The organism is Usitatibacter palustris (genome assembly GCF_013003985.1).
GTDB lineage: Bacteria > Pseudomonadota > Gammaproteobacteria > Burkholderiales > Usitatibacteraceae > Usitatibacter > Usitatibacter palustris.
Window position 1 is genome coordinate 2,178,139 of record NZ_CP053073.1, and the last position, 14,865, is coordinate 2,193,003.

Annotated in this window: 10 protein-coding genes and 2 tRNA genes; 8 read left to right on the forward strand and 4 right to left on the reverse strand. The window is 67.2% G+C overall.

The window, feature by feature from the left end; translation table 11 throughout:
- Nucleotide 1 precedes the first annotated feature (1 nt).
- From DSM104440_RS10660 to DSM104440_RS10695, 8 genes are all read left to right on the forward strand, one after another.
- Nucleotides 2-2,380, forward strand: a complete 2,379-nt coding sequence (locus DSM104440_RS10660) for an aldehyde dehydrogenase family protein (protein ID WP_171162430.1) — start codon at nucleotides 2-4, stop codon at nucleotides 2,378-2,380.
- On the forward strand, nucleotides 2,373-3,734 hold the full coding sequence (gene deoA / locus DSM104440_RS10665) for a thymidine phosphorylase (protein ID WP_212758034.1): 1,362 nt from the start codon (nucleotides 2,373-2,375) through the stop codon (nucleotides 3,732-3,734). The genes DSM104440_RS10660 and deoA overlap by 8 nt, the downstream gene beginning before the upstream one ends.
- On the forward strand, nucleotides 3,731-5,146 hold the full coding sequence (locus tag DSM104440_RS10670) for an alkaline phosphatase D family protein (protein WP_171162434.1): 1,416 nt from the start codon (nucleotides 3,731-3,733) through the stop codon (nucleotides 5,144-5,146). Before deoA ends, DSM104440_RS10670 begins: the two co-directional genes overlap by 4 nt.
- Nucleotides 5,143-6,897 carry a bifunctional metallophosphatase/5'-nucleotidase gene (locus tag DSM104440_RS10675; protein ID WP_171162437.1) on the forward strand — a complete coding sequence of 585 codons (1,755 nt, stop codon included), beginning with the start codon at nucleotides 5,143-5,145 and terminating at the stop codon, nucleotides 6,895-6,897. Before DSM104440_RS10670 ends, DSM104440_RS10675 begins: the two co-directional genes overlap by 4 nt.
- A gap of 7 nt (nucleotides 6,898-6,904) precedes the next feature.
- Nucleotides 6,905-8,158 carry a GTP cyclohydrolase II gene (locus DSM104440_RS10680; RefSeq protein WP_171162438.1) on the forward strand — a complete coding sequence of 418 codons (1,254 nt, stop codon included), beginning with the start codon at nucleotides 6,905-6,907 and terminating at the stop codon, nucleotides 8,156-8,158.
- A gap of 18 nt (nucleotides 8,159-8,176) precedes the next feature.
- Nucleotides 8,177-9,397, forward strand: a complete 1,221-nt coding sequence (locus DSM104440_RS10685) for a DUF1688 family protein (RefSeq protein ID WP_171162440.1) — start codon at nucleotides 8,177-8,179, stop codon at nucleotides 9,395-9,397.
- A gap of 14 nt (nucleotides 9,398-9,411) precedes the next feature.
- A complete protein-coding gene (upp, locus tag DSM104440_RS10690) occupies nucleotides 9,412-10,056 on the forward strand; it encodes a uracil phosphoribosyltransferase (RefSeq protein ID WP_343034048.1) in 645 nt (214 codons plus the stop codon).
- Nucleotides 10,057-10,255: 199 nt separating this feature from the next.
- Nucleotides 10,256-13,702, forward strand: coding sequence for a TonB-dependent receptor (locus DSM104440_RS10695; protein WP_171162442.1), 3,447 nt, complete (start codon nucleotides 10,256-10,258; stop codon nucleotides 13,700-13,702).
- Nucleotides 13,703-13,752: 50 nt separating this feature from the next.
- Here the strand turns inward: DSM104440_RS10695 and DSM104440_RS10700 are convergent, their stop codons facing one another.
- The 4 genes from DSM104440_RS10700 to DSM104440_RS10715 form a co-directional block, all read right to left on the reverse strand.
- Entirely contained in the window at nucleotides 13,753-14,199 is a 447-nt protein-coding gene (locus DSM104440_RS10700; RefSeq protein ID WP_171162444.1) for an MOSC domain-containing protein, read from the reverse strand.
- A gap of 34 nt (nucleotides 14,200-14,233) precedes the next feature.
- Nucleotides 14,234-14,307, reverse strand: a tRNA-Cys gene (locus tag DSM104440_RS10705).
- Nucleotides 14,308-14,424: 117 nt separating this feature from the next.
- A complete protein-coding gene (locus tag DSM104440_RS10710) occupies nucleotides 14,425-14,574 on the reverse strand; it encodes a hypothetical protein (RefSeq protein WP_171162446.1) in 150 nt (49 codons plus the stop codon).
- A gap of 192 nt (nucleotides 14,575-14,766) precedes the next feature.
- Nucleotides 14,767-14,842 (reverse strand) — tRNA-Gly (locus DSM104440_RS10715).
- Nucleotides 14,843-14,865: the final 23 nt, after the last annotated feature.

The following is a 14,865-nucleotide window of genomic DNA, read 5'->3' on the forward strand; positions in this document are numbered from 1 at the left end:
CATGGCCAAAGTCGCAGAGATCTTCGAGTCGATGGAATACGGGCCGGCGCCCGAAAGCAACAAGGAGGCGCTGGCGTGGCTCGCGCAGCACGGCGGAAGCTTCGGGCATTTCATCGGCGGCGCCTTCACCGAGCCGGGCACCACGTTCGACGTGAACGATCCGTCCACCGGCAAGCTGCTCGCGAAAGTCCGCGACGGCTCGAAGGCCGACGTGGATGCGGCGGTCGCTGCGGCGCGTGCCGCGCTCCCCGCATGGAAGGCACTCGCACCGCACGCCCGCGCACGCTACCTCTACGCGCTCGCGCGCGGCGTGCAGAAGCATTCGCGCCTGCTCGCGGTGCTCGAATCGATGGACAACGGCAAGTCGGTTCGCGAGACGCGCGACATCGATGTCCCGCTCGTCGCGCGCCACTTCTACCATCACGCCGGCTGGGCGCAGCTGCTCGATACCGAATTCGCGGGCCATGAAGCCATCGGCGTCGTGGGCCAGATCATTCCCTGGAATTTCCCGCTGCTGATGCTCGCGTGGAAGATCGCGCCGGCGCTCGCGGGCGGCAACACGGTCGTGCTCAAGCCCGCCGAATTCACGCCGCTCTCCGCGCTCGCCTTCGCCGAGATCGTGCGCGAGGCGCGCCTGCCCGCGGGCGTAGTCAACATCGTGAACGGGCACGGCGAAACGGGTGCCGCGATCGTGGATCACCCGGACGTCGACAAGATCGCCTTCACCGGCTCCACCGAAGTGGGCCGCATCATCCGCAAGGCCACCGCGGGCTCGGGCAAGAAGCTTTCGCTGGAGCTCGGCGGCAAGAGCCCGTTCATCGTCTACGAGGACGCGGATCTCGACAGCGTCGTCGAAGGCGTCGTGGATGCGATCTGGTTCAACCAGGGCCAGGTGTGCTGCGCGGGATCGCGGCTGCTGGTGCAGGAAGGCGTCGCCGAGCGCCTCATCGCCAAGCTGCGCGCGCGCATGGAAAAGCTGCGCATGGGTTCGCCGCTCGACAAGGCGATCGACATGGGTGCCATCGTGGCGCCGGTGCAGCTCGAGCGCATCCGTGGCCTCGTGCAACAGGGCGTGGATGAAGGCGCGACGATGTGGCAGCCCAGCTGGGCCTGCCCCACCGAAGGTTCGTTCTTCCCGCCGACGCTGTTCACCGGCGTGCAACCCTCCTCCACCATCGCGCAGATCGAGATCTTCGGACCCGTGCTGGTGGCGATGACCTTCCGCACACCCGAAGAATCGGTGGCGCTTGCGAACAACACGCCCTTCGGCCTCGCCGCGAGCGTGTGGACGGAGAGCATCAACCTCGCGCTCGACATCGCGCCGAAGATCAAGGCCGGCGTGGTCTGGGTCAACTCCACCAACCTCTTCGACGCCGCGGCCGGCTTCGGCGGTTACCGCGAATCGGGCTTCGGCCGCGAGGGCGGACGCGAAGGCATGTGGGAGTACGTGAAGAGAAGCTCCAAGCCCGCGCGTGTCGCGAAGGCCGCGGAAGCGAAGGCGGCGGCGAGTCCCGCTGCGGCCGTGACGGAGATGCCCGACATCGACCGCACGCCCAAGCTCTTCATCGGCGGCAAGCAGGCGCGCCCCGACGGCGCGTACACGCGGCGCATCACGAGCCCCTCGGGCGCGGCCGTGGGTGAATCGCCCGAAGGCAACCGCAAGGACCTGCGCAATGCCGTCGAAGCGGCGCATGCGGCGAAGGGCTGGGGCCGCGCCACGGGTCACAACCGCGCGCAGATTCTCTACTACATCGCCGAGAACCTTTCCGCGCGTTCCAGCGAATTCGCAGCGCGCATCGACGCGATGACCGAATGCGGCCGCAAGCGCGCAAAGCAAGAGGTTGACGCTTCCATCGCGCGGCTCTTCACCTACGGCGCGTGGGCGGACAAGTACGACGGCGCCGTGCACAGCGTGCCGATCCGCGGCGTGGCCATCGCCATGAACGAACCCATCGGCGTGATCGGCCTCGCGTGCGACGACCATCACCCGCTGCTAGGCCTCGTATCGCTCGTCGCACCCGCGATCGCGATGGGCAACACGACGATCGTGATTCCCTCGCAGTTCTCCCCGCTGGCCGCGACCGACCTCTACTCGGTGCTCGAGACCTCCGATGTCCCCGCGGGCGTGGTCAACATCGTGACCGGCGAGCGCGACGCATTGGCCAAGGTGCTCGCCGAGCACGACGACGTGGATGCCGTCTGGTACTGCGGCACGCAAGCCGGAGCGAAGGCCATCGAACTCGCCTCGGCCGGCAACATGAAGCGCACGTGGGCCTCGTGGGACGCGCGCGACTGGCTCGACCGCGATGCGGGCGAAGGGCGCGAGTTCCTGCGCGCCGCGACGCACGTGAAGAACGTCTGGGTTCCCTACGGTGAGTGACCTGACCATGCCCGACGCGACCGTGACGCTCGCGCAGGAGCTCATCCGCCACAAGCGCGATGGGCACGCGCTCGACCGCGCGCGCATCGACGCGTTCGTGCGCGGCCTGGCCGACGGCAGCTGGAACGATGCGCAGGTCGGCGCGATGGCGATGGCGATCTTCATGCGCGGCCTCAGCGACCGCGAGACCACCGACCTCACCGACGCCATGACGCGCTCGGGCGTCGTGCTCGACTGGAAGGGGCGCTTCGACGCGCCGATCGTGGACAAGCATTCGACCGGCGGCGTCGGCGACAAGGTGAGCCTGGCACTCGCACCCATCGTCGCGGCCTGCGGGGGCGTCGTGCCGATGATCTCGGGACGCGGCCTCGGCCACACCGGCGGCACGCTGGACAAGCTGGAAGCGATCCCGGGCTACCGCGCGATCGTCACGCGCGATGAACTGGAATCCGTCCTGCGCGCCGCGGGCTGCGCGATCGTCGGCGCCTCGTCCGAGGTGGCCCCCGCGGACCGCCGCCTCTATGCAATCCGCGACGTGACCTCCACCGTGGAATCCATCCCGCTCATCAGCGCGAGCATCCTCTCGAAGAAGCTCGCCGCGGGGCTCGACGCGCTGGTGCTCGACGTGAAGGTGGGCAACGGCGCCTTCGCGCACGATCTCGCCTTCGCGCAGGCGCTGGCCCGCAGCATCGCGCGCGTCGCCGCCGGCGCCGGACTCGCCTGCACGGCCTGGATCACCGACATGAACCAGGTGCTGGGCCGCTCCTGCGGCAATGCCGTGGAAACGCTGGAAGCCGTGCGCTATCTGCAGGGCAAGGAATGCGACCCGCGCTTCGGCGAGGTAACCGAAACGCTGTCGGCCGAGCTGCTCGTGATGGGCAAGCTCGCTCCCGACATGGAAGCTGCGCGCGTTCGCGTGCGGCAAGCACTGGCCAGTGGGGCCGCGCTCGAGCGCTTCTCGCGCATGGTGACGGCACTCGGAGGCCCGGCGGATTTCGTCGAGCATGCCGAGCGCCATCTTCCTGCCGCACCCGTGCAGCGCACGTTCCACGCCGCTTCCGCCGGGTACGTGCAAAGCATCGCCACGCGTGAAATGGGCCTCGCGGTCATCGAACTGGGCGGCGGCCGGCGCGGCGCCGGCGACGCGATCGATCCGCGCGTGGGCTTCACGCAGGTCGCGGCCCCGGGCGATCGCGTGGAAAGCGGCAGCGTGCTCGCCGTCGTCCACGCCGCCACCGAAGCGCACGCAGATGCCGCACTGGCGCGGCTGACACGAATCATTCACGTGGGCGACGTACAACCGTCCGTCCCACCCGTCCTGATCGAGCGCGCGAGCGCCGCCCCGAACCCATGAGCCGACCCGACCTTCCTCCCGCTTCCGAGCGTCCGCAGAATCCTTCGCGCCGCCGCGCGCTCTTCGCCGCGAGCGATCTCGCCTTGGTCGCTGCCGCCGCGCCGTCGCTGCCGGCTCTCGCGCAACCCGCCGCACCGCCGCCGCTGCGCGTGGTGCATGGATTCGCCGACCACCTGAGCATCAACCTCTGGCTGCAAGGAACGCGCGCCGATTCGCTGGAAATCGACGTGCGCCTGGGCGACAACGCCACGGCCAAACCCGTGAGCACGCTCGCCGTGCAACTCGACGCACGCACCGATTTCACCGAGACGCTCGTCGTCGCGGGCCTCGAACCGGGCGAGCGCTACAACTACACGGTGCGCTCGACCAAGGCGAAAGCCGTCCTCGCGCGCGGCACGTTCAAGACGCAGGTGCTCTGGCAGTGGCGCACCGATCCACCGACCGTGCGCATCGTCGCCGGCTCGTGCGCGTACATGAACGATTTCAAGTACGACCGGCCCGGCAAGCCCTACGGCGGCGGCGAGGAGATCTTCGACAACATCGCGAAGCTCTCGCCCGACCTCATGCTCTGGCTCGGCGACAACATCTACACGCGCGAAGCCGACTACACGAGCCGCGAGGGCATCAACCGCCGCTATCGCTTCTACCGCTCGCATCCGACGATGCAGAAGCTGTGGACCGCCACGCCCCACGTCGCGATCTGGGACGACCATGATTTCGGCCCGGACAACAGCGACTTCTCGTACTCCGGCGCGGGCTGGACGCACGAGATGTTCCTGCGCTACTGGCCGATGCCGTATTCGCCGCCCGCCGACGGGCTCTACGGCAAGATCCTCCAGGGCGACGTGGACATCTTCATGCTCGACGACCGCTCCTATCGCTATCCGGAAGGCTGGCCGCAGGGCGCGACCGACAAGGTGATGTACGGCCCGAAGCAGATGCTGTGGCTGAAGGCCGCCCTCACGGCATCGCGCGCGCCGTTCAAGATCATCGCGGGCGGCAGCCAGTTCTTCAACAAGGTGAGCACCGCGGAGTGCTGGGTGAAGTACCCCGCCGAGCAGGCCGACTTCCTGCGCTTCCTCGAGGAACGCAAGATCCCCGGCGTGATCTTCCTGTCGGGCGACCGCCACTTCGCGACCCAACATCGGATCCAGCGCACCGGGCTCTATCCCCTGAACGAGATCACCACGTCCCCGCTCACGTCGGGCCTTTCCACGGTCCGCGACCCCGAGAGGAGCAATCCCGACCTCGTGCCCGGCACGCTGCTCTCGGAACGCAACTTCGCGCTCATCACGGTCACGGGGCCGCGTACGGAACGCGCGCTCACGATCGCGATTCGCAACACGGAAGGACAGAAGCGCTGGGAATGGAACGCCACCGCAGCCGAACTGGCGCAGGGAACCAAGGCATGAAGACGATTCGCATCACCACCCTCGCCGCCGCGTTGTCCTTCGGCGTATTCACCGCTTTCGCCGCGCAGCTCGACCCCGTGCCGGTACGCCTCATCGGCATCAACGATTTCCACGGGCACCTGGAAGCGGGCAACAACCTCCTGTTCCTCCAGGACCCCACGGCTGCCAAGGGTTCGCCGGAGATCCGCGTGAACGCCGGTGGTGCGGCCAACCTCGCCGGCCTCGTGCGCTCGCTGCGCGCGGGCGCTCCCTACAGCTTCATGCTGGCCGGCGGCGACCTGATCGGTGCGTCTCCCCTGCCCTCGACGCTGTTCAAGCACGAGACCACGATCGAGATCCTGGGCGAGATCGGCCTGGACGCGAGCACGGTGGGCAACCACGAGTTCGACGCGGGCATGCCGGAGCTGCAGCGCATCATCAAGGGCGGCTGCGCGCCGACGAAGCCCGACGACATCGTCGTGAGCTGCGGGACCTCGCCGTATGCCGGTGCGAAATTCAAGTACCTCGGCGCCAACGTGGTGGACGCGAAGGGCAACTACCCGATCGCGCCCTACCTGATCAAGGAGTTCGACGGCATCAAGGTCGGCTTCATCGGCGCGGTGACGAAGACCACGCCGCAGATGGTGTTGCCGTCGGGCATCGTGGGACTCACGTTCCAGGACGAGGCCGATGCGGTCAACCGCGCGGCCGACGAGCTGCGCGCCAAGGGCGTGCGCGCGATGGTGGCGGTGTTCCACGAAGGCATCGAGCTCGGCACGCAGGCGAACCGCGGCGAGTGGAACGACACGACCTGCCCCAACGCGCACGGACCGTTGCTCGGCATCGCCCAGCGCCTCGCCCCCGAGATTCGCGTGATCTTTTCGGGCCACACGCACCAGGGCTACCGCTGCGAGATCGGGGGACGCCTCCTGATCCAGGGCACCTCGTACGGGCGCGGCATCTCGGTGGTGGACGTGGAGCTCGACCGCAGCACCCGGGCGATGCTGCCCCCGGTGCGCAGCTACAACCTCCCGGTGCTCAACGAGCGCACCGAAGCCGCGCAGCGCGAGAAGCTCGTCGCCGCGACTCCCGCGCCGTTCAACGCGGTGCTGCGCGACGCGAAGCCCGATGCCGCGATCGCCGCGAAGGTCGCGCAATACGTGACCGCCGTCGCACCCAAGGCCAACCGGCCCGTGGGCCGCGTGACCGCGCCGATCATTCGCAGCTTCGAAAACGACAGCGCGGCCGGCCGCCTCATTGCCGACGCGCAGCTCGCCGCCACGAAGGCCCTTGGCTCGCTGGCCGCCTTCATGAACCCGGGTGGCGTGCGCGCGAACTTCGAGTGCACCTCTCCACCGTGCACCGTCACGTTCGGCCAGTCGTTCACGATGCAGCCCTTCGGCAACAGCCTCGTGGTGATGAGCCTCACGGGCGCGCAGCTGAAGGCGATGCTCGAGTCCCAGAAGCCGGGCGCCAGCGGCGAGCCGCGTTTCCTGCAGCCCTCCGAGGGCTTCACCTACACCTGGACCGACAATGCCGCACCCGGCACGCGCGTGTCGGACATGCGCTTCGCGGGACAGCCGGTCGAGTCCGAGCGCAAGTACCGCGTCACCGTGAACAGCTTCCTCGCCGAGGGCGGCGACGGCTTCGCCGCGATCAAGGACGGCACCGAGCAGCTGGGCGGCGGCCAGGATCTCGACGCGCTGCTTGCCTGGCTCGGTGCCGGCGACCGCTCTCCTCCGCCGAATACGCGCATCAACCGCGTGAAGTGAAACGACCATGACCCGCCAATCCTCCGACCACATCGTCCTCTCCTCGCATCCCGGGGCGCAGGGACAGGCCCGGCTGCACGACATCCACTGGGGCAAGCCCACGGCGGCGGAGCGCGGACCGGTCATCGCGAGCCTCACGGACGTGGGCCAGAGGAATGCGATTGGCTCGCACGCCGGCGCCTACGCGGTCTATCGCGCGCTCGCCGTGGCCTCGGGCGCCCTGCAACGCGACCATCGCCCCGACCTCACCAACACGGCGCCCGCCGAACCGATCGGTCCCCATCCGCAGTGGGCGGACCCGGACAAGATCGTGTCGCTCGACCCGTGGGGCCACCTGGTGGCCAGCGTCTTCGCCGAGCACATCGCCGCGGGCATCGACGCGCGCCCGACGATCGCCGTCACGAAGGCCCACATCAACATGCCCGAGCTGAAGGACGCGATCGCCGCGGGCCGGCTCCAGCCGGACGGGAACATCCTCTCGGACAACGGCGACGTGCGCGTGACCAAGGCGGCCATCGATCCGGTCTGGTACCTGCCGGGCATCGCGAACCGCTTCGAGGTCAAGGAATCGAGCCTGCGCCGTGCGCTGTTCGAGCAGACCGCGGGCATGTTCCCCGAGCTCGTCACGCGGCCCGACCTGAAAGTGTTCCTGCCTCCGATCGGCGGCATGACGCTCTACTTCTTCGGCGACGTCGCGAAACTGGGCAAGCCCGGCACGCGCGTGGCCTGCCGCCTGCACGACGAGTGCAATGGCTCGGACGTCTTCGGCTCCGACATCTGCACCTGCCGCCCGTACCTCGCGCACGGCATCGAGGTGTGCATCGAGGAAGCGCAACAAGGCGGCGTAGGCCTCGTGGTCTACAACCGCAAGGAAGGCCGCGCGCTGGGCGAAGTCACCAAGTTCCTGGTCTACAACGCGAGGAAGCGCCAGCCGGGCGGCGACCGCGCCGAAACCTACTTCGCGCGCACCGAGTGCGTCGCGGGCGTGCAGGACATGCGCTTCCAGCAGTTGATGCCCGATGTCTTTCATTGGCTGGGCATCACGCGCATCGACCGCTGGGCCTCGATGAGCGACATGAAGCACGGCGCGCTCGTGGAAGCCGGCATCGAGGTCGTGGAGCGCGTGCCGATCCCCGATGGATTGATTCCGATGGATGCGCGCGTCGAGATGGATGCGAAGAAGGCCGCGGGCTATTTCACCAGCGACATGCCCGCCGCCGAAGATCTCACGCTGCCCAAAGGCCGTGCGCTCGACGAATGAGCCTGGACAAATAAACCCGTGAACGCCACTCAACCCTCCTCCGCCGCGCGCCTGCTCACTGCCGGTGCGGTGCGCGCCCATTGCGGCGAAGTGGCGCGTGAAGTGATGGCGGGCCGCTCGCCGCACTTCACGTGGCACGAGGAGCGATTGCCCGCGGTGGCCGCGTATGTGGTGGACGTGATCCGCGAGCGCTATCCGGATCTCCGCGTGCCGGTGCACAGCCGCTGGCGCCACTTCGAAGCCGCGGGCGTGGACCGCTGGAGCGCGCTCGTCGCGCGCCACGATCTCGCCGGCCCGGCCCGTGCCGAGGAACGCGCGCGAGCCGCCATCGACCTCGTGATCCCGAGTGTGCTGCTGGATGCGGGCGCCGGTGCCGCCTGGAAATTCCGCGAGGCCGATCGCACCCTCACGCGCTCCGAGGGCCTCGGTGTCGCGAGCCTCGGCTTGTTTGCGAGCGGGAAGCTCTCGTCGCATGCCGGCCAGCCGCTGCGCAGCGATGCCGCTGCCCTCGAGGCCCTGCGCCCCGCGGACATCGCGCACGCCTTCCAGGTCACTGCGGACAATCCGCTCGTCGGGCTTGAAGGCCGCGCCGCGCTGCTGTCGCGCCTCGGTCAGCTCATGAGCGTGCAGCCTGTCTTCTTCGGCACGCCCGCGCGCCTGGGCAATCTGCTCGACTACTGGAAGGCGCGTGCGGTCGGTGGGCGCATAACCGCCGAAGACATCCTCGCCACCCTGCTGCAGGCCCTCGGGCCGATGTGGCCGGGGCGCACCGTGCTCGATGGCGTGGCCCTCGGCGATTGCTGGCCCCATCCCGCGGCGGTGGGCGGCTTCGTGCCGTTCCACAAGCTGACCCAATGGCTCGCCTACTCGCTGCTCGAACCGCTCGCCGATGGCGGACTGGAAGTCACCGGCCTCGATTCGCTGACCGGCTTGCCCGAGTACCGCAATGGCGGCCTGCTGCTCGACCTGGGCCTCGTCCAGGCGAAGGATCCGACGTTTCACCAACGGCCGCTGGAAGTCGGCGAGCCGGCGGTCGTCGAATGGCGCGCGCTCACGGTGGTGGGGCTCGATCGCCTCGCGCCCCTGGTGCGCGAAGCGCTGGGCGTGGAAGCCGCGGCATTTCCGCTCGCCCGCATGCTCGAAGGCGGCACGTGGGCGGCAGGACGCAAGGTGGCAGGCGAACGGCGCGCAGGCGCAACGCCGCCCGTGAACGTGACGAGCGACGGGACCGTATTTTGAAAAGCGAGGGCACGATGATGAAGCACGAGTTCCCGAACCTGCGGGTCATCCTGCATCCGCTGATCCAGCACAAGCTCACGCAGATGCGCGATGAGACGACGAACACCGAGCGCTTCCGGCGCTTCGTGCGCGAGGTGGGCCAGATGCTCGCCTACGAAGTGACGCGCGACCTGCCCACCGAGCTGGTGGAGGTTCGCACGCCGATCGCCACGTTCCGCTCGCCGATGATCGCCGGCAAGCAGCAGTGCCTGGTCTCGATCCTGCGCGCCGGCAACGGCATGTTGGACGGCATGCTCGAGCTGCTTCCCGCCGCGAAGGTGGGCCACATCGGGCTCTACCGCGATCCTTCGACGCTCGAGCCCGTCGAGTACTACTTCAAGGTCCCCTCCGACATCGCCGAGCGCATGGTGATCGTGTGCGACCCGATGCTCGCCACGGGAAACTCGGCCGTGGCGGCGATCAACCGCCTCAAGGACCACGGGGTGACGTCCATCAAGCTGGTCTGCCTGCTCGCCGCCCCCGAGGGCGTGCGCGCGATGCTGGAGCGGCATCCCGACGTGACCGTCACGGTGGCCGCACTCGACGAAAAATTGAACGACCACGGCTACATCGTGCCGGGGCTGGGCGATGCGGGCGACCGCATCTTCGGCACGCGCTAGCCCTGCAAAGACTTGGCATGCGAATCGCTAACAACCTGGGGGTATTGTCATGAAAGTGTCCTTCGAAATAGGTATTCGTAGGCCGGCATTCTCGGAGGCCACGGGCCCTCCCTAGTTTCGCCGCCCCACTTCGGGGCCCCATCGCCTCAGGGCGGAGCATTCCGTTGCGTTGCAGATCCAGACACAAAAAGGGAGAACCATGAAAATTCGCACAAGCCATCGCATGTCCAGGCTCGCAATCTGCGTAGCGCTGGCACTCGGCGCCGCATCCATTTCCTCGCAAGCTCAAACCACCACCTCCGCCGTAACCGGCAAGGTCACCACGGTCGACGGCAAGCCGATCCAGGGCGCCGCGGTCACGGTGCGCCACGTCGATTCAGGCTCCGTCGCCAACCTGGTCACGGATGCCGAGGGACGCTACTCGGCACGCGGCCTGCGCGTGGGCGGCCCGTACACGCTCACCATCACCAAGGACGGTGTCACCGAGACGCGTGAAAACGTCTACCTGCAACTGGCCGACACCAAGGAAGTCGACGTGCGCGTCGGCGTGGCCGTGCAGGAAAAGATCACCGTGACGGCCAGCGCCGGGGACGACAAGTTCAGCGCCTCCAACATGGGCACCACGACGCAGATCGGCAAGACCGAGCTCGCGACCCTCCCCTCGCAGCAACGCAACCTCCAGGACTACGCCCGCGTGGATCCGCGCGTGTCGCAGACCGACAAGGAGCGCGGCGAGATTTCCGTGGCCGGCCAGAACTCGCGCTACAACAAGATCAGCATCGACGGCGTGAACATCAGCGACACGTTCGGCCTCGAGGCGAACACGATGCCGACGTTGAAGCAGCCGGTATCGATCGACGCGATCGAGTCGGTGCAGGTGAACGTCTCGAACTACGACGTCACGCAGACCGGCTATACCGGCGGCAACATCAACGCCGTCACGAAGTCCGGTACCAACGAGTTCCACGGCACCGCGACCTACGTCTACCGCGACGACAGCATGGCGGGCCAGCGCTACAACCGCGCCACCGAAACCTACACCGACCCGCCGAAGTTCGAGGAAAAGCTCTACGGCTTCACCCTCGGCGGCCCGATCATCAAGGACCAGCTGTTCTTCTTCGTGGGCTACGAGGAATTGCAGAGCACGCGCAATGCGCCCGACTTCGGGCCGATCGGCAGCGCCAACGGCGGCATCGTGGCCATCTCCCCGGCGGCCATTTCCGCCATCACGGCGCTGGCCACCTCCCAGTACGGCATCGACCTCGGCACGGTCAGCGCCAGCGGCGCCGACCTCAACGTGAAGGACTACCTCGCCAAGGTGGACTGGAACATCAGCGCCCATCATCGCGCCAACCTGCGCTTCACCCGCACCGAGCAGACGGAGCCGATCTTCCAGAACTTCTCGGCCACGCAGGTCGCGGCGAGCTCCAACCTGTGGAACCAGGTCAAGACGCTCGACACGCTGGTCGGGCAGTGGTTCGCCGACTGGACGCCGAACCTCTCGACCGAGGTGCGGCTCTCCAGCCGCGACTACCACAGCGAGCCGGAGAACTTCGCGAGCCTGCCGCAACAAGTGTTCAGCTTCTCCGGAGCAGTCCCGGCGAACGCGCCCGCGGGCGTGAACACCGGGACCCGGACCTTCTCCACGGGCACGGAACGCAGCCGCCACTTCAACATCCTCGACACCAAGACCAACGATCTCTTCGTCGGCGCCACGTACGTGATGGGCGCCCACGAGATCAAGGGCATCGTCGAGTACAGCGACAACAAGATCTACAACGCCTTCCTCCAGGACACGAAGGGCAACTACACGTTCAGCTGCGTGAATAGCAGCGCGACGTATACCTACACCTTCGGCACCATCAACTGCGGAACGGCGACGTCGGCACAGGTGGATGCGGCGATCCTCGAGAACTACCGCATCGGCCGTCCGTCGAGCTACCTGGTGCAGGTGCCGGTCAATGCCGGCGGGTCGATCAACGATGGCGTGGCGTCATTCCACGTGAAGAACGAGGGCTTCGCCCTGCAGGACACGTGGCAGGTGGACCCGAGGCTCACGCTGCAGTTCGGCGTGCGCGTCGATAACCCGCGCATGCCGCAGAGCCCGCTCAAGAACGACGCAGCGGCGGCCCCGTTGGTTCCGGGAACGGCTACATCCGGCGGCGTGGTCACGGCGCGCAACTCGGGCGGCTTCGGACTCGACAACACGCACACCATCGACGGCGAGACCCTGTTCCAGCCGCGTTTCGGATTCAACTACATGCTCGACATGGAGCGTCCGACGCAGGTGCGCGGTGGGTTCGGCCTCTTCCAGGGCGCGGCGGCAACGGTGTGGCTCTCGAACATCTACTCGAACACCGGCGTGGCCACGCGCGTGGTCGGTTGCGGCACCTCCGGCTTCGCCGCGTGCCCGTCGGCCGGCGGCATCTTCCGAGCGGATCCTGCGAACCAGATCACCAGCTTCCCCGGTTCCGCGCCCGCGGCCAACGTTGACTTCCTCAGTACCGACATGGCGCAGCCCGCGGTGTGGAAGCTCAACATCGGCTTCGAGCACAAGCTGCCCTGGTGGGACATGGTCGCGACGGTCGAGTACCTGTATACGAAGACCGATGTCGGCATCTACTACCAGCACCTGAACCTCGGCGCGCCGACGCGCACGGGAACGGACGGACGCCCGCTCTTCTACACGGCGGCCGCCTACAACCCCGCGTGCTGGAGCTCGACGGGAACGCGCATCACGACCGGCGGCGCCTGCGCCATCGACAACCGGACGCGTGCGCTCTCCAACCCGAACTTCAACAACGTGCTGCAGGCGACGAAGACGGACGAAGGCAAGGGGCAGGCCCTGACGCTCGCCTTGAGCGGCAAGGCATTCCAGGACGTCAGCTGGACCCTCGCGTACACGTACACGGAGCAGACGGAAGCCAGCGGCCTCACGTCGTCGGTGTCCAACTCCAACTGGCAGGCACGCGCGAGCTTCGATCCCAATGCCAACGAGGCGAGCAACTCGTCCTACCTGGTGAAGGACCGGTTCAACGCGTCGCTCGCCTGGGAGAAGGCGTTCTACAAGAACTTCAAGTCGCGAGTCGGGTTCTTCTACGAGGGACGCACCGGCAAGCCGTACAGCTGGACCTACGCCAACGACGCGAACGGCGACGGCATCTTCGGCAACGACCTGCTGTTCGTCCCGCGCGAGTTCGGTTCGGGCGAGGTGATCTTCCTGGGCGACACCGCGACCAACCGGTCGACGGAACAGCGCTTCTGGGACATCGTCGGCGCCAACGGCTCGCTGTCGGAGAACACCGGCAAGGTCGTGGAGCGCAACAGCGCGTTCTCGCCGTGGACGAACAACATCGACTTCCGCTTCGCGCAGGAGCTCCCGGGCTTCATGTCGACGCACAAGACGGTGATCTCGTTCGACATCCTCAACTTCGGCAACCTGCTCAACAAGAAGTGGGGCCGCATCGACGAGATGGCGTTCATGGGCCAGGGAGGGCAGATCCGCACGTTCGTGAACTTCGTGGGTATCGACCCGGCGAGCGGAAAGTACATCTACTCCGTGCGTAACCCCGACGATTTCACCACGCGCCAGGCGCGGGGCGAATCGCAGTGGGCCATGCAGGTGACGTTCCGCTACGAGTTCTAAGTACCCGCAGCGAGCAGACGAGGGCCGTGACGCGAGTCACGGCCCTCTTTTCATTCGTCCGCGGCGAGGATCTTGTCGCCGACCCGCAGCTGGCCGCCGGTCACGATGCGGGCGCGCAGGCCGCCGCGATGCACGAAGAACTTCAGCGCCTCGCGATGCGTGTTGCGCATGAACTTGCCGCACGGCTCGCACAGCTCCAGCCCTTCCAACAGGGCCTCACCAATCCGGAAGCGCTTTCCCACCAGCGGGTTCAGCCGTACGCCTTCGGTAACGATGTTGCGGCGGGGACTCTCCGGCGCCATGGCGAGACCCGTCTGCGCGGTGAACGCGGCGATCTCCTCGAGCTCGATGAAAGTGACCTGGCAATCCGGAGTCTTGCGGTTGCGCGCCTCGGCGTAGCGATCGCCCTCGAGGCCCTGCTCTTCCAGCGCCTCGACGTGCTCGACGGATTTCGCGGGCGCGTCCTTGAGCGGGGCGATGAAGATGTGGCGGATCATGTGCGTGACTTTCCCATGGTCGCCAAAAAAGGGATGGAGGCAGGAGGCGGAATCGAACCGCCGTACACGGCTTTGCAGGCCGCTGCATGACCACTCTGCCATCCCGCCCGGGGTGGCGGCCCCGCGAAAGCGGAGCCTCTTGAAGCGAAGCGGGGGAAACCGGCCTGGCCGATTTCCCCCGGAAATTCTGTAGCAAATCGCCACAGAATTATACACCCTGGGCGGTTACTCCCCGCGCGACATGACCCCGAGGTCGTCGTCCGAGTGCACCGCAAAGCCACCGTTGCCGTTGACATCCCCCGTCGTGGCACAACCCGTGGACAGGACGGCCGCGGCGAGCGCGGCGGCGACGGCGATTCGCTTGAGTACGTTCATGACTGGCTCCTTGATCGATTGGGGGAACAACACGGACAGGTTCGCCGATCGAGGGCTCGGGATCACGGAAGGATTTGGGGATGTTCTTGCGCTTTCTGCGGCGCGCGCACCGCCGGGTTGTCAGCGCGGTCGGGGCCGAAAAAGTCGCAAAGAAAAGGGGGAAGGGCCATGCCCTTCCCCCTTCGGGTCATCTGGAGCGGCAGAAGAGTCTCGAACTCTCGACCTCAACCTTGGCAAGGTTGCGCTCTACCAACTGAGCTACTGCCGCAAAAAAACGAACCGAAATTATAG